The 22053-nt window shown below is 74.1% G+C and carries 4 protein-coding genes; all 4 read right to left on the bottom strand.

All coding sequences use genetic code 11. The annotated features are described in order from the left end of the window. Positions 1 to 64: 64 nt before the first annotated feature. Genes CMO28_RS05860 through CMO28_RS05845 form a run of 4 tightly spaced genes read right to left on the bottom strand, consistent with a single transcriptional unit; the run spans position 65 to position 22042 of the window. On the bottom strand, positions 65 to 6541 hold the full coding sequence (locus CMO28_RS05860) for a non-ribosomal peptide synthetase (protein ID WP_296711019.1): 6477 nt from the start codon (positions 6539 to 6541) through the stop codon (positions 65 to 67). Beyond that, on the bottom strand, positions 6538 to 12969 hold the full coding sequence (locus CMO28_RS05855; RefSeq protein ID WP_296711016.1) for a non-ribosomal peptide synthetase: 6432 nt from the start codon (positions 12967 to 12969) through the stop codon (positions 6538 to 6540). Before CMO28_RS05855 ends, CMO28_RS05860 begins: the two co-directional genes overlap by 4 nt. Further along, positions 12966 to 17195: a beta-ketoacyl synthase N-terminal-like domain-containing protein gene (locus CMO28_RS05850; RefSeq protein WP_296711013.1), complete on the bottom strand. Its 4230-nt coding sequence runs from the start codon at positions 17193 to 17195 to the stop codon at positions 12966 to 12968. The genes CMO28_RS05855 and CMO28_RS05850 overlap by 4 nt, the downstream gene beginning before the upstream one ends. After that, complete coding sequence (locus tag CMO28_RS05845) at positions 17192 to 22042, bottom strand: AMP-binding protein (protein ID WP_296711009.1); 4851 nt, start codon at positions 22040 to 22042, stop codon at positions 17192 to 17194. Before CMO28_RS05845 ends, CMO28_RS05850 begins: the two co-directional genes overlap by 4 nt. Positions 22043 to 22053 lie beyond the last annotated feature (11 nt).

Here is a 22053-nt window from a genome sequence, read left to right as displayed (position 1 = left end):
CTGCATCTCCTGTATCCGGTCCCCCCCCGGGGGGATGTCTTCTGGTGGTTGGTCTGGTCTGATCTTACCCTGCCGCCGTCTCGGTGACAGTCTGCGTCAGCAGATGGTCAATCGCGGTTGCCAGGCGGTCGACATGGGGGGCGGTCATCATCGTGTCGTGGCGGCCCGGCACGGTTGCGGTGGTGAGGCGGCCGGCGGCGTGGCGGCCCCAGCCGCAGGCCGGGTCGTGGCGGGCCAGGTCTTCCAGGGCCGGGGTCAGGGCTTCGGCCGCGCGCAGCATGGCGAGCGGGCCGCCATAGCCGGGCAGCTGCGCCTCGCGCGCCAGGCGGCCCGAGATCTGGGTCAGGGCCAGCAGGCGGCGCACCGTGCCCTCGGCGTCGCGGGCGGGCAGGGCGCCGGCCGCCACCGCGCGGTCCGCCACCAGGCGGATCCGCGCCGGCGAGGTGAGCGGTGCCAGCTCGTCTTCTGCGACCGCAAGCCCGGCCAGCCCGGCCAGATAGGCGAGATAGGCTTCCTCGCGCCGGTAGCGTTCATCCACCCGCGGCACATGTTCGGGCGGGAAGGTGTCGAGCAGGGCCAGCAGCGCGACCTCTTCACCCGCCGCCTCAAGCATCGCCGCCATCTGATAGGCGACATGCCCGCCGAAGGACCAGCCGATCAGGTGATAAGGTCCTTTCGGTTGTATGTGGCGGATCGCCGCCAGATAGGCGGCCGCCATCTCCTCCAGGCTTTCATGCGGGGTCTCGCCCGGCTCCACACCCGCCGCCTGCAGGCCCCAGACCGGGCGGCCGGGGGCCAGCCGGTCGACCAGCGGGCCATAGCAGAACACCGTGCCGCCACCCGGTGGCAGGCAGAAGAGCGGGGCGCCGCTGCCGTCGCGGCGGAGCGGCACCAGGCGGCCGCCATCTGCCGCTGCATCTCCAGCCCCGGCATCTGTCGCACGCAGATGGTCGGCCATCGCCCGCACGCTGCCCGCGCGCATCAGCAGGTCCAGCGGCACCGTGCCGCCCAGCCGCGCCTTCACCTCGGCCACCAGCCGCACCCCCAGCAGGGAATGGCCGCCCAGGGCGAAGAAATCATCCTCCACCCCGATCGGCGCGGTGCCGAGCAGCTCTTCCCACAGCGCCAGGAGCGCCGCTTCCAGCCGGTCGGCCGGCAGGGCGCGGGCGGGATCGCGCGCCGGATGGCGGCCGGCCGCCGTCTCGGGCCGCGGCAGCCGCGCCCGGTCGAGCTTGCCCGACGCGCCGAGCGGCAGCCGGTCCAGCACCATCACCGCCTGCGGCACCATCGCCGCCGGCAGCACCTCACGCGCCCGGCGGCGCAGCCGGTCGGCGAGGGCGGCCTTGCGGCGGCGCGCCAAGGGATCGTTTGCCAACCGGCCCCGCGCCCGCGGGCTGCGCATCCAGCCCCGGGCCAGCGGGTCGTCGGCCAGGCCCGGCACATCGAACAGCGCATCCATCGCGCCCGCGATGCCGGAGGCCGCCGGCGCCAGCCGCACCGCCCGGCCCAGGCGCAGGCCCAGCTCGTGCAGGCTGTCGGGATCGGCCGCATCACCTGCGGCAGTTGTGGGAACCAGCCCCAGCCGCATCGCCCGGGCGGTGTCTTCGGCAATCCGGGCATCGGGGATGTCGGTCACCTCGACCGGCCCCGCGACTGTGGCGAGCCGCGTCGCCAGGGCCTCCGGCCCCGGCCAGGGCAGCGTCAGCTCGGGGCGGATGGGCGCGGGGGCCGGGCCGAACACCGCCATCACGTCATAGCGATAGCGCACCAGTTCATTGTCGCCCCGGCCGCGCTTGATCAGGGTTTCGACATGGGCGAGGCCCGGAATGCGGCCGATCAGGCCGTGGAACCAGGCCGGATCCAGCATCAGCTCTTCATCCGCCGCCACCGCCCGGGCCACGTCGTCGCGGTCGGGCAGGGCGCCGCCGGACTGAAAGGCCAGAACCGAGGCATGGAAGATCCCGGCCAGCCCGTGATCGCGGATATCGCCCAGGAAGGCGCCGCCGCCCCCGGCCAGGGCCGCGCCGATCCGCAGCAGCACCTTTTCGACATGGGCGGGGGCGGGGAAATACTGCGCCACCGAATTCATCACCACCAGATCGACCGGGTGGTCGATCGGCAGCGGGTCGGCGGCTTCCTGGCGTTCCAGCCGGATATGGCCCCAGCCATGCCCCGCCAGTCGGGTTTCCAGCCCGGCGAGCGTCGCGGCCGAGAAATCGGTGCCGAGGATCGAGGCGGCAGCCGGCGCCAGCGGCTCCAGCAGCAGCCCGGCGCCGCAGCCGATTTCGGCGATATGCGGCCGGCGTCCCGCGGGGATGGCGCGGCGGATCGCCGTCACCGTCCGGTCGCGCCAGTCGCGCATCTCGTCGACCGGGATCGGCCGGCCGGTATAGCTGCTGTTCCAGCCGGCGAAGAGGGCGTCTTCGGGGTCCGTCTCCGGCGTCGGATCTGCTGCCGTCTCTGCCGCGGCCGGCCCTGCGGTCTCGTAGAGTGCCCGCCATTCCTCCACCCGGTCGCGGGCCAGCGCCGCATCGCCCTCGGGGTCGGCCCCGCCGCGCGGCGTGACCCAGGCGACCAGCCGGCGATCGGTGCCGGGAGACGCGGTCGGGGTGGGCAGGTCGGGCACTGCCGTTTCCGGGAAGATCCGGCGATAGAAGGGCGAGGCGCGGAAGCCGGCCCCGGCGCCGTGATTGGGCGAGAACCAGTCGAAGGGCTCGCTGGTGCCGTCGGGCATCTCGATCGTGCCGGTCAGCCGGAAATCCGGATTGATGCCGTTGGCATGCAGCGTGCGGGTGATGGTCATGGCGATGCGGCTGCCCGCGGCCACGGGCCGGCCCTCGCCGAAGACCGGCAGGAAAACCGGCAACCAGCAGCAGATCTCGCCCAGCGTGTCCATCACCCGGCCGCGCGCGGCTTCCAGCTTCAGCCAGACGGTCAGCCCCGACAGATGGCCGGTGCGGCGGGTGGTCAGCACCACCCGATGCCGGCTTTCGGTCGCGACCGGCCCGGCATGGTCCAGATCCTCGAACACGGCGGCATCGGTCAGCAGATCATCGGGGCCGATGCCCTTCAGGCAGAGCCTGAGGTCGAAGGGCCCGCCGCGATCCTCGAAAATCCGCCGCACATAGCCGGCGGTCAGGCTGGAAAAGCCCGGGGCCTCGCGGAAGCCCGCCGGCAGTTCCAGCCCCGCCACCATCGATACCGTGCGCGCCGGGATCATCTCCGCCCCGGGTTTCAGCAGCCGCCAGACATCGTTCAGGATCACGGCCGAGCCTTCGCAGCCGCCGATCGGGCCGATGATCTCCGACACGCAGATATCTGCAGGCTCGGGCAGGGTCACCCGCCGGGCATCGCCTTCGACGACGATGATCCGGTCGTCGAGCCCCAGCCGCCGCACGGTCGCGCGCGCGGCGTCGGCCGAGGCTTTCAGCAGCTCCACCGCATAGACCTTCGCGGCGCCCGCCTCGACGCACAGCCGGGCCAGGATGGCATCGGCGCCGGTGCCGATATCCACCACCACCTTGCCCGGCACCGCGGCGCGGATCGCCGCCCGGTAATGGGCGTTGCGGGCCTCGTCATGGGTCATGGCGTGGTAGAGCGTTTCGTCATAGACGAAATGCTCGGCGATCGAGGGCCAGAGTTCCAGCCGCCGGCCATCGGCCAGCGCATCGGCGGGGCGGAGCGCGATCGCCGGGCCGCTGCCCGCATCCGCGGGCGCGGCGGCAACCGGCCTCTCCATCTCGATCACATCCACCACCGCATCGGCCACATCCGGGTCGGCGCGCAGCACCGCCTCGATCTCGCCGGGTTCGATCCGGTTGCCGCCGAGTTTGATCTGGGTGTCGATCCGGCCCAGATAGTCGAGCGCGCCGTCGGGCCGGCGGCGGACCAGGTCGCCGCTGCGATAGAGCCGGGCGCCCGGCCGGTCTGCCGCCGGGTGGGGCACGAAGCGTTCGGCGGTAAGGTCCGGCCGCCCGGCATAGCCGCGGCCGACGCCCGCGCCGCCGATGCAGAGTTCGCCCGCAACGCCATCCGGCACCGGCCGGCCGCGGCGATCCAGGATCAGCAGCTCGGCGCCGTCGATCGCGGTGCCGATCGGCGGGGGCCCCGCTTCTGCGTCCAGCCCGACCGCCATGGTGGCGCAGACCGCGCATTCGGTCGGGCCATAGGCATTCACCATCCGCCGTCCGGGGGCGAAGCGGCGGACCAGTTCGGGCGGGCAGGCCTCGCCCGCGACCAGCAGCACCGCCAGATCAGGCAGATCCCGGCCGATCGCCGCCAGCATGCTGGGGGTCAGCGTCGCCACCGTCACCCGTTCGGCCGCCAGGAAATCACCCAGCGCCAGCGGGTCGCGTGCCACCGCCGCCGGCACCGGCATCAGTTCGGCGCCGGCGATCAGCGCCATCAGCAGTTCCGAGAGGGCGGCATCGAAGCCGGGCGAGGCGAGTTGCGCCACCCGGTCGGCCGTCCCCAGCCCCAGCATCCGCGCCTGGGCGAAACCGGTGTTGAGCGCGCCGCCATGGCTCACCAGCGTCGCCTTGGGCGTGCCGGTCGAGCCGGAGGTGAAGATCATCCAGGCGAGCTGGTCGCCATGCACCGCCGGCAGCGGCCGCGGCTCGGCATTAAGGTCCGCCGGCCCGCAGCGGGGCAGATCGGGGGCGAGGGCGGCGAGCCGTGCCAGCCCCTCGGCAGTGCTGATCGCAAGCCCCGGGGCACCGCCGGCGATCATCGCCGCCAGCCGTGCATCGGGCTGGGCCGGATCGACCGGCATCTGGCAGAGCCCCGCCCGCCAGATCGCGAGCGTGGCGGTGATCTGGTCGATGCCGCGATCCATCAGCAGCAGCACCGGGATTTCGGGGGCAAGCCCGCGCGCCGCCAGCGCCGCCGCCATCCGCTCCACCCGCGCCTGCAACTGGTGGCCGGTCAGCCGCGGGCCCCCAGCCTCTGCCAGCACCACCCGGTCGGTGGCAAGCCGTTCTGCCAGCACCCGGCTGAGGTCGGGGGCGGGCATGGCCTGCGGTGCCGGCCCGCGGCCCGCGGTCAGCACTGCCCTTTCCATGGCCGCCGTCATCACCGGCAGGGCCGACAGCCGCGTCTCCGGCCGGTCGAGCCCCGCTTCCAGCAGCACGGTGAAGCCGTCGATCAGTCGCTCGACCGTCGCCCGGTCGAAGAGCGCGGTCGCATGGGCGACGACCAGGTCCAGCCCCGCCGCGGCGCCGGTCTGGTCGCGGCGCTCGAAGACATGCCACTCCATCTCCATGCGGGTGCGGGTGATTTCGGCCGTGAAGGGGCGCAGCTCCAGCCCGGCCAGGGTGACGCTGCCCCGGGGCGCGTTCTGCACCGCAAAGGCGATCCGGAACAGCGGCGGCCGCGACGGGTCGCGCTCGGGCGCCAGCTCCGCCACCAGCCGTTCAAAGGGCAGGTCCTGATGGTCATAGGCGGTGGTGGCCGCCGCCCGGCTGCGGGTGATGATCTCGTCCATGGTCGGGTCGCCGTCCAGCGGCACCCGCACCACCAGCGCATTGACGAAGAACCCGATCAGCGCCTCCAGATCGGGATGGGTGCGGTTGGCGACCGGGATGCCGACCGACACATCCACCTCGCCCGACCAGCGGGCGAGCAGGGCGTTGAAGGCGGCGAGCAGAATGATGAAGGGCGTCGCCTTGTGCCGCCGCGCTGCGGCATCGACCTTCGCAGCCAGCGCCGCCGGCAGCCGGCGGCTGACCACCGCGCCCTCGAAGCGCTGCTCGGCCGGCCGCGGCCGGTCGGTCGGGAATTCGCCGGGCACGAAGCCGTCGAGCGTGCGGCGCCAGTGATCGATCTCGCGCTCCAGCGCCGCCCCGCTCAGCCGGCCGCGCTGCCAGGCGGCGAAATCGGCATACTGGCAGGCCAGCGGCGGCAGGTCGGTTTCGCGGCCCGCGCGTGCCGCCGCGTAATGCGCGCCGATTTCGGCGGTCAGCACGCCCAGCGACCAGCCGTCCGAGGCGACGTGATGCAGGGTGATCAGCAGCAGATGGTCATCGGGCCCGAGTTTCAGCAGCCGGCTGCGCAGCTTGAACGGTTGTGCCAGATCGAAGGGCGTCTCTGCCTCGGCGGCGACCCGCGCTGCGACCGTCTCCGCCGGGCAGTCGCTCAGATCCTCGACCGCGATCGGCCAGGCAGCCGGCGGCGGGGCGATCAGTTGCACCGGCCGGCCGTCGCGTTCGACCAGCGCGGTGCGCAGCGCCTCGTGCCGGGCGACGATCCGCCCGATGGCGTCTTCCAGCGCCCGGTGGTCCAGCGCGCCCGCCAGCCGCAGCACGGCAGGCATGTTGTAGGCCGCAGTGCCCGGTGCCAGCCGGTCGATGAACCACAGCCGTTCCTGCGCGAAGGATGCCGCCGGCGGCGGGTCGCGCGGAATGCGCGGGATCGCCGTGCCGGTGGCAGGGGCCCCCGCCCTGGCTGCCGCCAGCCTGCGTTCCAGCGCCGCGCGCTGTTCGGGCGAGAACGTCTTCAGTTTCGCGCGCAGCGCCTCGGCCGAGGGGCGGGGGGCGTCGGTCATGCGGCGGTCTCCGGATCGTCGTCGCCCGCAAGGGCGCTCAGGTCGTCATCGCCCAGAAGGGCGCTCAGGTCGTCGTCGCCCAGAAGGGCGGCAAGCTCGTCATCGTCCAGAAGGGCCAGATCGTCGGCGAGCGCGTCGGTGCGCGCCTCGTCCACCGCCGCGGCCAGGCCCTGAAGGGTCGGCTGTTCGAACACCGTCGCCAGCTGCACCCGGATGCCCAGCTCCCGTTCGATGCGGGCAACCAGCTGGGTCGCGCGCAGCGAATGGCCGCCGAGTGCGAAGAAGTCGTCGCCGCGCGACACCGTCTCCACGCCCAGGATCGCGGTCCAGATCCCGGCCAGCGCTGTCTCGGTTTCCGTCGCCGGTGCGGCCCCGACGCTCTGGCCGGGGGGGATGCCGTCCACCGCGGGCAGGGCCTTGCGGTCCAGCTTGCCATTGGCCGATCGGGGCAGGGCCGGGCTGATCACCCAGCGCGCCGGTATCATCGGCGCCGGCAGCCGGGTCTTCAGCCAGGCCGCCAGCCGGCCGGCGAAACCGGCTGCGTCGGCCGGCATCACCCGTGGCTCGACATGGGCGACCAGCGTCGCGGCGCCGGCGATGTCGCGCACCGTCACCAGCACCTGGGCGACATCGTCATGGGCGCCCAGCGCCGCCTCGATCTCGCCCGGCTCCACCCGGAAGCCGCGGATCTTCACCTGGTCGTCGGCCCGGCCCAGATAGGTCAGCCGCCCGTCCCGGCCACGGATGACCCGGTCGCCGGTGCGATAGACCAGGCTGCCGTCGGGGCCGGTCACGAAGCGCTCGGCCGTGCGCAGCGGATCGCCGGCATAGCCGATCGCCGGGGCCGTGCCGCCGATCAGCAACTCGCCCGCCACCTCGTCGGGCAGAACCCGACCGTCCGCGTCGGTCACGAACAGCACCGCGCCATCCACCGGCCGCCCGATCGCCGGCCGGTCGGGCCAGTTGTCGACGGCGTCGGCCGGCAGCAGTTCCGCCGCCACGACATGGGTCTCGGTCGGGCCGTACTGGTTGTCGATCGCAAACGGGCTCTGCCGGCACCAGTCGCGCACCGGTGCGGTGATGCGCAACTGCTCCCCCGCCGTCGCGATCAGCGCAACCGAGGTCGGGATCCGCTCGGGATGGGCGGCCAGATGATCGGCCAGCGCATGCAGCATCACCACCGGCAGGAACAGCCGCGCGACCTGATGCGCGCGGATGAAAGCGGTCAGCGCCGCCGGGTCGCGCCGGACCGTCTCGTCGGCAACCACCAGCGGGCTGCCTTCGGCCCAGGCGAGCGCCGCCTCCTGCATCGACACGTCGAAGCCCAGAGGCGCAAAGCCCAGCGTCGGCGCCGGCACGGGATGCCGCGCCCGATGCCAGCCGGTCAGCTGGTCCAGCGTCCGCCAGGCCACCATCACCCCCTTGGGCATGCCGGTAGAGCCCGAGGTGAACAGCAGATAGGCGGGATCGTCGGGCATGGCCGTCACCGGCGCAGGCTTTGCCTCGCCCTCGGGCAGCACCATCACCGGCAGATCGGTCAGCGACCGCAGCCGGTCCAGCTGCGCCGGATCGGCGATGATCGCCGCCGGCCGGCCGATCTCGATCATCGTCTTCAGCCGTGCATCCGGCAGATCGGGATCCAGCGGCATCGCCGCCGCCCCGGCCAGCCACACCCCCAGCAGCCCCATCCCATGCGCCCGACCGCGCCCGAGCATCAACCCGACCGATCGGCCATGCGCCTCGGGCAGCAGCCGGGCCAGCGCCGCCGCCCGCCCGATCAGGCTGCCGCGGTCGATGCTGCCCCGGCCGTCGATCAGCGCCGGGGCGGCAGGGGCTTCCGCCGCCCGCGCCATGATCTCGTCCAACACCCGCGGATGGGTGACCAGGCGCCCGCGTGCCGCGGCATCGATCCGCGCCGCCTCGTCGGTGCCCAGGATCGGCAGCGCCGTCCAGCGCTGGTCCGGCTCTGCCGCCATCGCCGTCAGCACCCGCACCAGCCGTTCGCCGATCGCCTGCGCATCCGCGCGCGCCAGCCGCCGGGGCGCATAGGTCAGAGCCAGATGCCAGCCGCCCGGCCCGGCCTGGCCGTGGATCTCCAGATCCAGCCGCGTGCCGATCAAAGGCGAGGGCCGGGGCGTCACCTCCAGCCCCGCCAGATCGGGTGTCGCCAGATCCCCCGGCTGCCAGGCGACCAGCACCCGGAACAGCGGGTTGTCGGTGCCGCTGCGCGCGACATCCAGCGCCTCGACCAGCCGGTCGAAGGGGAGGGCCTGATGGGCCAGCGCCGCCACCGTATCGGCCTTCACCTGCGCCAGCAGCCGGTCCAGGCGGTCATCGGCCTGCACCAGCGAACTGCGCAGCACCACCGTGTTGACCAGAAAGCCGATCAGGGCTTCCGAGGCCGGGTCCGGCCGGTTGGCGACCGGCGTGCCCAGCGCGAAATCGCGCGTGCCCCACAGCCGCGCGAACAGGATCTGGGCCGCCGTCAGCAGCGTCATGAACGGCGTCACCCCCGCCCGGCGTGCCAGCGCGTCCAGCCCCCGGCTCGCGGCCTCGGGGAGGGTCACCACCACGACCGGATCGGCGGCGTCAGGCAGGTCTTCCGGCTGCCCCGGCACCGCCTGGGGCGGCGGCAGCCCGTCCAGACGATCCCGCCAGAAGGCCAGATCCCGGCCGGTCAGCGCGGCCCCGCGCCGCGCGGTTTCGGGATACTCCACTGAAAGCGGCGCCGGCACCCGCCCGGCATAGAGATCCTGCAGCTCGCGGATCAGCACGCCCATCGACCAGCCATCGGCGGCGACATGGTGCAGAACCACAATCAAACGATGTCTATCAGCGCCAAATCGCAACAAATGCGTGCGGAGGAACGGCCCCGACGCCAGATCGAAGGGCCGGGCCGCCAGCTCCCGTGCCAGCAGGTTTGCCTCAGCCTCGTCCGCGACCGGCAGCACCGGCAGCGGCCAGGGTGCGGGCACCGGCTGCGGCACTGCCCGCGGCTGCTCGTCCACCGCCAGGATGGCGGTGCGGAGCGGCAGATGCCGGGCGGTGATCTGCCCGAAGGCCGCCGCCAGCCGGTCCACATCCAGCGGCCCCGTCAGATCCAGCGCCGCCGAGATCACCGCGGCTGCCGGCTCGGCACCCAGCCGGTCCAGGAACCACCATCGCGCCTGGCCGGGGCTGAGCGGCACCTCGCCCGCCAGCACCGGTGCGAACTCCGGCAGATCCACCTCGCCGTCGTCATCCGGTGCGGCGGCCATGTCCAGCTCCGCCGCCAGCGCCGCCAGGGTGGTGGCGCGGAACAGCGTCGCCAGCGGCAGCGGCCGCCCCGCCGCCTGCAGCCGCGCCGCCACCCGCGCCGCCGCCAGGGAATGGCCGCCCAGGGCGAAGAAATCATCCTCGCGGCCGGGCGGCAGCTTCCGGCCCAGCACCTCGGCCCAGATGTCGGCGATCAGCCGTTCGGCCGCGGTTTCCGCCACGGCCCCGGTCGCCGCCGCCATCTCGGGCGCCGGCAGCGCCCGCCGGTCCAGCTTGCCCGATGTCGTCAGCGGCAGCCGGTCCAGCTGCACCCAGTCCGCCGGCAGCATATAGCCCGGCAGCCGGTCGCGCAGCCGGCGGGCCAGCCGCGCCGGTGCGGTCGTCGCCACCACATAGGCGCAGAGCCGGGGCTCGGCGCCGTCCTCGCGCAGGATCACCGCCGCATCCTGCACGCCGTCCAGCGCGCGGATCGCGGCCGCAATCTCTGCGGGCTCGATCCGGTGGCCGCGCAGTTTCACCTGGTCGTCGGCCCGGCTCAGAAAATCCAGCCGGCCATCGGCCCGCAGCACCACCAGATCTCCGGTCGCATACAGCCGCGCGCCATTGCCCGTGGCGTCGGGCCGGAAGGCCAGCGCCGTGCGCACCGGATCGCCGGCATAGCCCCGGGCCAGCCCGCGCCCGCCGACATGCAATTCGCCCGGCATGTCGATGCCGACCGGCCGGCCGGCCGCATTCAGCACATGCAGCCGCGCCCCGGTGATCGCCCCGCCGATATCGGGCAGCCCCATACCCGCCGCGCCCGGAGACACGGTGCCCGATGTCGCAACCACCGCCGCCTCGGTCGGCCCGTAATTGTTGACCAGCCGGAAGGGCAGACCCTGGGGCGGCCGCAGGCTCAGCCGCTCGCCCCCCGCCAGCACCAGCCGCAGGGCGGTCTCCGCCGGCCAGGTCTGGCCCAGCAGCCCGCCCACCAGCGGGGTCGGCATGAAGGCCTGGGTGATCCGCTGGTCGACCAGCCAGCCGGCCAGCGCCGCAGGATCGGCCAGCATGGCGGGGTCGGCCGCAACGGCGGTGCCGCCCGCGGCCAGCACCGGCCAGATTTCCCAGACCGCGGCGTCGAAACCGGGGCCGGCCACCAGGCTCGCCCGCGTGGCCGGCCCCGTGCCGAAGGCATTCAGATGCCAGTCGACCAGTCCTGCCAGCGCGCCATGCGGCACCACCACCCCCTTGGGCTCGCCGGTCGAGCCCGAGGTGAAGATCAGATAGGCGGCATCCTCCGCCGTGTTGATCCGGGCCGCCTGCTCCGCGGCTCCCCCATAGCCGGGGCCGAAATCGACATCCAGCCGCGGCAGCTCCACCCCCTCGGGCAGGGCCGGTGCCACCACCGCCCGCGCACCGGCGCGGCGGATCAGCGCCGCCAGCCGTGCCGGCGGGTGGCGCGGATCCAGCGGCAGATAGGCGGCACCCGCCGCCCAGATGCCCATTGCCGCCGCGGCGGCGGCCCGCCCCGGGGACAGGATCACCGCCACCACATCGCCCCGGCCGATCCCTGAACCCGCCAGCGCCTGCATCAGCCGGGCCGCGGCCGCATCCAGCCCGGCATAGTCGATCCAGCCGCCCAAATCCTCCACCGCCGGCGCCGCCGCCCACTCTGCCACCATGCGCGCCAGCCGCACCGGCACCAGTTCCGCCGCCGGCGGCACCGCGGGGGCGGCGGCCGCGATCGCCGCCAGATCCTCGTCCAGCAGCGGCACCAGATCGCCGATCCGCCGCGCGGGATCGGCGGCCACCATCTCCAGCAGCCGCACGAAGCGCCGCCCCAGCCGGTCGACCCGCGCCGCATCGAACAGCGCGGTGTCGTACAGGATCATGCCCGCCAGCCCGCCGCAGGGGGCGCGGGTCAGATGGATCTCCAGGTCGAAGCGGGCGATGCCCTGATCGGTCTCCAGCCCGCGCAGGCTCAACCCGCCGGGGGCGGTACCGCTGCCGACCGGCGCGTTCTGGAAGGCCAGCACCACCTGCACCAGCGGGTTGCGGCTGGGGTCGCGGGTGTCTTCCAGCGCCTCGACCAGTTTCTCGAACGGCAGGTCCTGATGGGCCAGAACCGCGCGCGCATCGTCGCGCAGCCGTTCCAGCCAGGTGGTGAAGGCGGGGTCGTCGTCGAACCTGGCCCGGAAGGGCAGGGTGTTGACGAAAAACCCGATCAGCGCCTCGTGCTCGCGCCGCCGCCGGTTGGCGACCGGCGCGCCCAGGGCGAAATCGCGCTGGCCGGTCTCGTGATGGATCAGAACCTGCGCCGCCGCCATCAGGGTCTGAAAGGTCGATGCACCATGATGGCGGCCCAGCGCCTCCACGGCCGCGGTCAGCGCCGCCGGCACGTCGAAGCGCCGGGCTGCACCCTCGAAACGCTGGATCGGCGGCCGTGGCGGGCCCGCCGGCCAGTCCAGCACCGGCAGCCCGTCCAGCCGGTGGCGCCACCAGTCCAGCAGCCGGGCCTCGGCCGCCGCATCCAGCGCCGCCCGCTGTTCCGCGGCATAGGCGGCATAGCTGGTGGTCAGCACCGGCAGATCCGCCGGCAGCCCGTCCAGCCGGGCGCGATAGGCGGCCATCAACTCGTCGAACAGAATGCCCAGCGACCAGGCATCGGCGGCGATATGGTGTACCGTCACCGCCAGCACATGCCGGGTGGGGGCCATCCGGATCAGCAGCAGCCGGAAAACCGGCCCCGTGGCCAGATCGAAGGGCCGGCGCGCCTCTGCCGTGGCCAGGGCCGCCGCCGCCGCGGCATCCGGCGCATCGGCCAGCCGCAGCACCGGGCCGGCCGGGGCCGGGTCCACGATCTGCCGGGGGCCATCCGCCCCCTCCTCATACCGCGTCCGCAGCACGCCATGGCGGGCGATCACCTGCTGAAGCGCCGCATCCAGCGCCGCCGGGTCGATCTCCCCGCCGATCTCGACGGCAGAGGCGATGTTGTAGGCCGGGCTCCCCGGTTGCAGCCGGTCCAGGAACCACAGCCGCGCCTGCGCGAAGGACAGCGGCGCTGCCTCTGGCGCCGTGTCGGGCGCTGTTTCAGGCGCAGCGGCAGGGTCCGGGCGCTTGCCGCGCATGCGTTCGAACAGCGCACGCTGCGCCGGGCTCAGCCGGTCCAGCCGGGCGGAGATATCCGCGGTCATTCGGCGACCTCCCGCCCATCCGGTTCCTGCCCCTCCAGCCGGGCCATGGCGGCGGCGATCTCGTCGTCAGACATGCTCTCGATATCCGCCAGCAGGTCCAGCAGCTCGGCATCGCTCTCCATCGCGGCCGGTTCCGCCGCCGGGGCGGCGGCACGGATCAGCCCGGCCATCTCGCCCGCCGTGGTTGCCGCAAACAGGGCAGAGGCCGGCAGTTCCAGCCCGTGGCGTTCGGCCAGCAGCGCCAGCATGCGCGTGGCGATCAGGCTGTCGCCGCCGGCGGCGTAGAAATCGGCGGCCGCATCCTCGGGCGTCACCCCCAGCAGGTCGTGCCACAGCCCCGCCACCAGGGCGAAGGCCGCATCGCCATCCACCGGCGCCGCCGCTGCCACATCGGCGGCGGGCGCGGGCGGCATCAGCACGGCCGCTCCCGTGCGCCGCAGCAGGCCGCGCAGCCCGGCATCCGGCCGCCCGTCTCCTGTCCAGGCCACCGCTTCGACGCCAGCGGCCCATTCCAGCGCCCGCGCCTCCGCCCCGGCCAGGGCGGCGGCGACCAGATCACCCGCCGCGGCCGGGCGGATCAGCACATGCCGCCTGGCCGGGGACAGGGCCTCGGGCAACTCGCCCGCGTGCAGCGCCAGGTCAGTCAGGCTCGTGCGGGTGTTGCGGGCAATGAACAGGCGGGTATCGGCGCCGTCGGTATCAGGCAGCACCGCTTCGGTTGCGAAGCCCGCGCCTTCCAGCACCCGCCGCCAGGCGGCCGGATCGATCAGCGGAGAGGTGGTGCGGTCATCCGCCATCACCCACCAGCCGGTGGCAAGGCCCCAGATCGCGTTCACCCAGCGCCGGGCGACGACCAGTTCGGCCAGCAGCAGCAGCCCGCCCGGCCGCAGCAGCCGCGCGACATTGTCGAGAGAGACGCCCAGATCCGCGGTGGCGTGGATCACGTCCAGCGCCAGCACCAGATCGGCGCTCCCCGTCTCCAGCCCCTGATCCGCCGGGTCGCGCGACACGTCGAACCGTGCCACCCGCACCCCGGTCAGCCCGCGTGCGGCCAGCGTCGCCCGTGCCCGCGCTACGAATTCGCCCGAGACATCGGTGAACAGATAGTCGACCGCCCGGCCGGCCAGCCGGTCCAGCACCGGGCCGGTGAAGGCCCCCGTGCCGCCGCCCACCTCCACGATCCGGGCCGTTCGCCCGGCGGCGGCCGCGGCATCCACCGCCGCCACCACCGCATCGGCCGCGGCATCCAGCACCCGGGCCCGGCTGGAATGGCGCTCGATCGCCGGGCCGGCGCCCGCGAACAGCCGGCCGGCCTCGCGCCCCGCGATCACCGTGGTGGCCGGGCGCCGGCCGGCGAAGACCTCGCCATGGGCCGCCATGCAATGATCGATCAGCGCCACCAGCCCGGCATGATCGGGGTCGATCGCCAGCACCCGTGCGGCCGCCGCCTCAGGCGTCGGCAGATCGGCCACCGCCGGCCCCCAGATCAGCCGGTCGCCGGCAATGGTCAGCAGCCCGTCGGCCGCCAGATCGGCCAGGGCCGCGTCCAGCATGCGGCCCCATCCCTGCATCGGTCCTTGCCCCTGGCCCTGCACCAGCCCGATCCGCCGGTCCAGCCCGGCCCGGGTGATTTCGGCCGCCGGTGCCACCTCCACGCCGCCTGTGCGCAGCATGGCAACACTGTGCGCGGCGCACAGCCGGTCAAGGGCCGCATCCAGCGCCGGCCCGCGCGCCGGCTCCACCGGCAGGGCGGCAAGCCGGGCTGCGGCGGCCGAGGCTGCGGGTTCGGCCAGGTCCGGCCCTGCGGTCTCCGGCGCGGCTGTCTCCGGCGCTGGCCAGCCGTCATCCGGCAGCGGTGCCGCATCGTCGGCGGCCACCGTTTCGGCCACCAGTACCAGCCGGCGGGCGCCGTCGAAGGCCACCGCCGGGGCATCACCCGCCGCCTCGGCGCGGATGCGGGCCGCCAGCGCGGATGCGGCGGCGGGCGGCAGATCCGCCGCGGCGGCCGTGTCGATGATCGTCAGATCCACGCCGGGCCGGGCCCGCAGGGCCCTGGCCTGGCGCAGTTCCTCAGGGTCGGCCGGCCGGCGTCCGGCCAGGCCCAGCGCCCCGGGCAGCACCAGCAGCACCCGCCCGGTCACCGCACCGGCCTCGGCCAGCGGCAGGGTGGTTCCAAGGCCGGTCGTCGGCGCGGCACATCCGGTGACGATGGTTGCGGGCATCGCCGTCCCGGCGGCAAGCGGGGCCTCCACGAAAGCGGGCGTCATGGCGGCCGGCGCCACGGCCGCAGCGGTCGCGGGCTCCGCCGGTGCCAGGTCGATCCAGCAGCGGGTCGGGCGATAGGGCATCACCGGCAGCGGCACCCGCCGCGGGCTGGTGTCCTTGAACACCGCCGTCCAGTCGACCCGTACCCCCAGGCACCACAGCCGCGCCAGCGCCTGCATCCGGTTGCGGCCATCCACGATCAGCGGGTCCGCCGGATCGCCCGTCGGCGCATTGTCCGGCCCGAAGACCAGCCGTGCCGGCGCCACCCCGTCGACCAGCCCGCGGGCATCGGGGCTGTCGGTCAGATCGGGCAGCAGCGCCGCCCAGCCGGCATCGGCGCCGTCGATCACGACCGGCCGATCGCGCAGCACCGGCAGGGCAGGGGCGGGCATGGTCAGCAGCGCTGCGGCCTCGGCCACATCCCGCGCCACCACCGCTCGCCTCGCCGCCAGGGCCGGCCGGCCGGTGGCCAGCGAGAAGGCGACATCCAGGGCCGAAGGCGCATCATCGGCCGTGAAGGCCGCGGCCATGCGGCCAGCCAGCGCCTCCAGCATCTCCGCATCTGCGGCCGACAGCACGAAGACCAGCGGGCCCGCGGGCGCTGCCGCGCGCGGGTTGCTGGCCGGGGCCTGTTCCAGAATGGCGTGCAGATTGGTGCCGCCCATGCCATAGCAGTTCACCGCCATCCGCCGCGGATGCCCGGTGGCGGGCCAGGCTTCGGGTGCGGTCGGCAGGCGGAACGGGGTTTCGGCCAGCCGCAATTCGGGGTTGGCCGCGGTGGTGTTGGCGGTGGGGTAGATCTCGCCATGGGCCACTGACAGCACCGCCTTGGCGATCGACAGCATGCCGGCCGCCGCATCGGCATGGCCAAGATTGCCCTTCACCGATCCCAGCGCCGCATGGGCCAGGCGGGTGCCGCCGGCGGCCCGGAAGCCGCGGGTCAGCGCCGCCACCTCGATCGGGTCGCCCAGCGCCGTGGCGGTGCCATGGGCCTCAACACAGCCAATCGTATCGGGGTGAATGCCGGACGCACGGAATGCGCGCGCGACCGCCTCGGCCTGGGCCGCTTCGCCCGGCGCGGTGAAGCCGATCTTGGCGCCGCCGTCATTGGTGATCGCCACCGCCCGGATCACGGCATGGATATGGTCGCCATCGCGTTCGGCATCGGCCAGCCGCTTCAGCACCACCACCGCGCCGCCGCTGCCGCCGACCGTGCCGTCGGCCGCGGCGTCGAAGGGCCGGCAGCGGCCGGTCGGGCTTTCGATCGCGCCCGGATGGTGCAGATAGCCGGCCGGGTCCAGCCGGGTCAGGCAGGCGGCACCGGCCAGTGCGGCCTCGCACTCGCCGGCCGCAAGTGCGGCCACCGCCGCCTGCACCACGCTCATGCCGGTCGAACAGCCGGTCTGCACGGTCATCGCCGGCCCGCGCAGATCCAGCCGATAGGCCACGCGCAGCGACAGAAAATCCGGCTTGGCCGCAAAGCTCAGCGCCGTCGCACCCGCCGCTTCCAGCGCCGCACCGGCACCGGCCAGCCGGGCCATCAGATAGATCGGGCTGCCGCAGCCGCCGAACACCCCCACCCGGCGCCCGGCCGCGGGGGCAAGCCAGGCGGCATCTTCCAGCGCCTCGCGGCAGAGTTCCAGGAACAGCCGGTGCTGGGGGTCCAGCAGCTCCGCCTCGCGCAGCGACAGGCCGAACAGCGCGTGGTCGAAACTCTCCTGTCCCGGCAGCATCGCCGCGGTGCCGACATAGCGCGGATCCCGCGCCAGGGCGGCGGGCACGCCCAGGGCCGCGGCATCGGCGGCATTATGGCGGGCCAGCACGTCGCGCCCTTCCAGCAGCACCCGGCGCAGGGCATCGGGGCCGTCCACGCCGATTGCGCGGCAGGCAAGGCCGGTCACGGCGATCGGCACGGTGTGGACGGGGAAGCTCTGCGCGGTGTCGGCGGTGTCGGCGGTCATTCCCCGGCCTCGATCTCGGCGGTGTCTGCGGCAACCAGGCGGGCCAGGTCGCGGATGGTGGGGTGGCGGAACAGTTCCACGATGCCGATCTCGCGTCCGGCAAGCGGCACCAGCCGGGCGCGCAGCCGGGCCAGCAGCAGCGAATGGCCGCCGATCTCGAAAAAGTTCTCGTGCCGGCCGATCGCCGGCCGTTCCAGCAGTTCGCACCACAGCGCCGCGATCCGGGTCTCGACCGGCCCGCGCGGCGGGTCGGCAACCGGGCCCGGCCCGGCCGGGGCGGCGGCCCCGGTGCCGATCGTCACCCGCCGGCCGAAACGGTCGGTGGCGTTGATGACGCTTCCCCGGGTCACCGGCACCAGCAGCGGCCGCGGCGGTGCCGCACGCGGCCGCCGCATCACCGGGTGGCTGCCGGCATCCACACCCGCCACCACCCGCGGCCGGTCCAGCGCCAGCGCCGCCAGCAGCGCCCGCAGGCCCTGGCTGCGGCCGATGATCCGGTAGCCCAGCGCCCGGGTGCGGGCGCGGGCGGGTTCCGGGGCACCCTGGGCCAGGCCCAGCCCGTCCCACATCGACCAGTCGATGGTCGTCACCGGCCCGGTTGTCGCCGTTGCGATGGCCTGGCGGCGGCTGCGTTCGCCGGCCAGCACCGCCGCCATGGCGGCATTGGCGGCCGAATAGGCGCCCAGCGTCGGCGCGCCGAACAGCGCGTTCACCGTGCCGAAGCCGATCAGCGGCAGGTCGCCATGGTCGCGCGCGATCGCGACCAGATTGCGGGTGCCCTCCAGTTTCGGGCCGATGGTCGCCGCCAGCGCCGCATCACTGTCGGCCAGCCCGCCGCGATCGGCCATCTCCGCCCATTGTGCGTCCAGCGCCCCTTCGGTCGCCATCTGCACAATACCGGCCAGCGGCGCGTCCCAATGGCTCCGGGCCGTATGAATGGCCGCCTCCAGCGCCGCGCGGTCGGTTACGTCCGCGGTCATCGCCAGATGTTCCACCCCGGCGGCGCTCAGTCGCGCCAGGCGGGCCGCCTTCATCGGGTCCGCCGTGGCATCGCTGCGCGACACCAGCAGCAGCCGCGTCCCGAAGCGCAGGCCCAGCAGCTCCGCCAGTTCCACCCCCAGCCCGCCGGTCCCGCCGGCCAGCAGCCAGATGCCGCCCGCCCCGATCGGCAGCGGCCGCGGGGCGGGCAGCTCCATGTCCAGCGGCTCCAGCCGGCGGGCCAGCCGCCGGCTGCCGCGCCGGGCCACCACCGGTTCGGGGGCGGCATGCCCGGCCTCTTCGGCCAGCACCGCCTCTCTGGCTGCGGCATCGCTGCCCGGGTCCAGATCCACCACCCGCAGTTCCAGCCGCCCGGTCTCTTCGGCCAGGCTCGCCGCCCAGGCGGCCAGCGCCGCCGCGGCCGGTTCGGGCGCCGGGTCGCCGGGGTCGATCGCCTCCAGCCCGCGCACCCCCAGCACCAGCCGCAGCCGGCCGCTGCCCTCGGTCAGCAGCGGCGCCAGCCGGTCGCGCAGGGCCGCAATCGCCGCCACGGCATCTTCGCCGTCTGACTGGTGGATCACCGCCCGCGTCGCCGGATCGGGCCGGCGCAGGGCCGCCGGCCGCCAGACCGGCCGGGCCAGCGGCAGGTCCACAAGGCCCTGATCGGGCGCGCCGGCGGCCGGGGTCGCCACCAGCCCGCCGAAGCGGCCGGCCTCGTAATCGGCGCGGACACGGGCGCGCTGGATCTTGCCGATCGCCGTCTTGGGCACGTCTTCGCGCCGCACCGCCACCACTGCCGCCGGGGTCACCCCCAGCCGGCGGGCGATGCGGGCGCGGATCGCGCCGGCCACGGTTTCGCGATCGACCACCGGTTCTTCGGGAACCCAGGTCACCACCAGCCGGTCGGTATCGGCCCCGGCCGGGCGGTTGGCGAAGGCGGTCGTCCACGACACCGCCACGCCCGGCACCTCTTCCGCCACCGCCTCGATCTCGTGGGCGTGCAGATTGCGGCCGTTCACGATGATCGCGTCCTTGGCCCGGCCGGTGATCTTCAGCCGGCCTCCGGTCATCGTGCCCAGATCGCCGGTGTCGAACCAGCCGTCCGCGGTAAAGGCTTCGGCATTGGCCTCGGGGTTTTCCAGATAGCCCGGGGTCACCGTCGGCCCCTTCACCTGCAGCCGCCCCACCGGCGGCATGCCGCTCGCCTCCACGATCCGGAAGGCGGTGCCGGGCACGGGGCCGCCCAGATCGGCGGCCATGTCGTCATCCGTGGTCCCCTCCAGGGTGAAGCCGTCGGAACAGATCACCGCCGAACAGGTCTCGGACATGCCCCATTCGGGCTTCATCACCGCAGCTCCCAGCCCGTGCGGGGCCAGGGCCGCGATGAAGCGCCGGGCGGTGCGCGGCACGATGGCCTCGCCGGCATTGATCAGGATGCGCAGCGCCGACAGGTCGATCCCGTCCAGCGCCCCCGGCCGCGCCGCCTCGGCGACGATCAGGCCGAAGGCGAAATTCGGCGCCCAGCTCACCGTCACCCGGTCGCGGCTCATCCAGCGCAGCCAGTTCAGCGGCTCGGCCAGCACCAGATCGATCGGCGCATGGATCTGCCCGGCCCCTGCGGCCAGATCGCGCAGATGGAACATCACCACCGCGCCCACATGGTCCAGCGGCATCCAGTTGAACGACAGATCCCCGGGCCCATAGCCGCGATGGGCGATGGTTGCGGTGGTCCGGGCGATCAGCGTGCGGTGGGTCTGCACCACCGCCTTGGGCGCACCTGTCGAGCCCGAGGTCAGCAGCAGGATTGCCGGCGCATCCGGGTCCGCCGCCACCGCCTCTTCCATGGCATCGCCTTCGGCCAGCAGCGCCGGGTCCAGCACCGGCCCGGCCGACATGTCGTCCTCGTGGGCGGCCAGGAAATCGGCGATCAGGCCGGCGCGGCCGCGATCGGCCAGCACCGGCGGATGGCCCAGCAGCCGGCGGGTCTGCAGCAGCTTGGCGGCATTGCCGTCTTCCGCCGTCCAGCTGCCCGCCACCGATACCGGCACCGGCACGGCGCCCAGCCATTGCGCGGCCCAGAAGCCGGTCAGATAGTCGGCGACGTCGGTCACCACCAGCAGCAGCCGGTCACCCCGGCCGATCCCGGCGCGGGCCAGCCCGCCCGCCAGAAGCCGCACCCGGTCGCGGAACCCGGCATGGTCGATCTGCTCCACCGTACCACGGCCGTCGCGGATGATCCCGATCCCGCGTGCGGCCGCATGGTCTGCCGCATGGTCCAGAATCTCGGGCAGGGTGCGAAAGCGCGGCCTGGGCAGCGGCGCGCCGGTGGCGATCAGGGTTTCGGGCGGCGGCGCGCGCCGGTCCGGTGCGGGCGGCAGCACCGCCAGCCGCGCCAGGTCCACCGCGTCCGGCTCCTCCATCGGGGCGGCCGGGGCCAGGGCGGCGTCCGCCGCCTCCAGCAGGGCCTCGTCGGGCACCGGCAGCTGGTCCAGCGCCGCCACATCGATCTCGCCCGCGGCGGTCAGCGGCAGATGGTCGACCAGCTGTACCGCCTCGGGCCGGCACCAGCCGGGCAGGGCGGCCAGGGCGGCCGCCGCCCGCTCGGGCGCACCGGCCGGCACCAGGGCGGCCAGCAGAACCGGCCCCGTGTCCGTGCGGCGCAGGCGCAGATGCGCATCCGCCACCCCGGGCAGGCGAGCGATCCGCCGTTCCAGCGCCGGCAGATCCAGCAGCCGTCCGTCCCGGCGCAGCCGGCCATCCGGCCGGGCCAGGGTTTCCAGCAGCCCGTCGCGCGTGCGCCGTCCGGCATCGCCGGTCGCGACCCAGGGGGCCCCTCCCTCTGCGGTGTCCCCCTCCGTGGCAGCGCGGATCTCGATCCGCCCCACCATGCCGGCCGGCGCCATCGCGCCGCTGCCGTCCACGATCCGGATCCGTCCCTTGGCGAGCGGCCGCCCTGCCGGTGCGGTCTCTCCCGTCACCAGCGCCGGGTCGATCTCCCATCCGGCCAGCGGTGCGCCGCTGCCATCGGCATAATGGCAGTACAGCCGCCGGCCGGGCAGCTTCGCCACCAGCGCCGCCGGCACTGCCGCCCCGCCGAAATCGATCGCCGCGATACCCGTCAGCCCCGGATGGTCGCTGCCGCCTGCGGCCTCGATCAGCCGGGCCAGCGATCCGGGCCGGATGGCCATGGCCTGGGCCGGCGATGCGGCCAGCCGCGCCAGCATGGCCCGCGGCCGGGTGGTCGCCGCTTCGATCCCGGTCAGGCCCAGCCCGCCTGCGGCCGCAAGCATCAGCGCCGCCACGGCATCCGGGTCGTCGGTCCCGCTTTCCACCGCCACCCGCCGTGCCCCGGCGAAGACCTCCGCCAGCCGGGCGAAGCGTCCCGCCAGATCGACCGGCTGGTACCCATCCGACCCGTCGATCAGCACCCGTCCAACCGGTTCCGCTGCAACCGCCGGGGTGGTCGCCGGCACCTCGGGCCAGGGCAGGTCGGCCGAGGGCAGCGTGATCATGTCGCCCGGCATCCGATCGCCATCTGCCGCCACCAGCACATCGGCGCCGGTGGCCAGCCCGGCGGAAATAGCCATTGCGGCTATTTCGGGCCCATGCTTAGCCGTTTCGGCTAAAAGCACCCCGACGACCCCGCCTTTTCCGACCCTCAGTTCCCGCAGGGTTAAGACCATCGCCCGGGCGGCGGGGCTGGCCGCCAGCAGACGTGCGACGGCCCCGGTCAGATCGGTGGGCAGATCGGTGGGCAGATCCGCAGACTGTATCGTCCGGCGTGCAGCCAGGCTCCGCTCCAGCAATGCCCGGCGGGCGGGGTCCAGTGCGGCAAGCCGGGTGGCCAGGTCGGTGGTATCGCGGGTCATCTCGTCCTCCC

Origin of the sequence: Tistrella sp., from assembly GCF_002684955.1 — a bacterium.
In the GTDB taxonomy this organism is placed as follows: Bacteria; Pseudomonadota; Alphaproteobacteria; order Tistrellales; family Tistrellaceae; genus Tistrella; species Tistrella mobilis.
The sequence above is the reverse complement of the archived record's forward strand: the minus strand, read 5'-3'. Positions and strand labels throughout refer to the sequence as shown.

Coding starts and splice junctions, on each gene's coding strand:
- CMO28_RS05860 (WP_296711019.1), bottom strand. CDS start 6,541: ATGACCGACGCCCCCCGCCCCTCGGCCGAGGCGCTGCGCGCGAAACTG.
- CMO28_RS05855 (WP_296711016.1), bottom strand. CDS start 12,969: ATGACCGCGGATATCTCCGCCCGGCTGGACCGGCTGAGCCCGGCGCAG.
- CMO28_RS05850 (WP_296711013.1), bottom strand. CDS start 17,195: ATGACCGCCGACACCGCCGACACCGCGCAGAGCTTCCCCGTCCACACC.
- CMO28_RS05845 (WP_296711009.1), bottom strand. CDS start 22,042: ATGACCCGCGATACCACCGACCTGGCCACCCGGCTTGCCGCACTGGAC.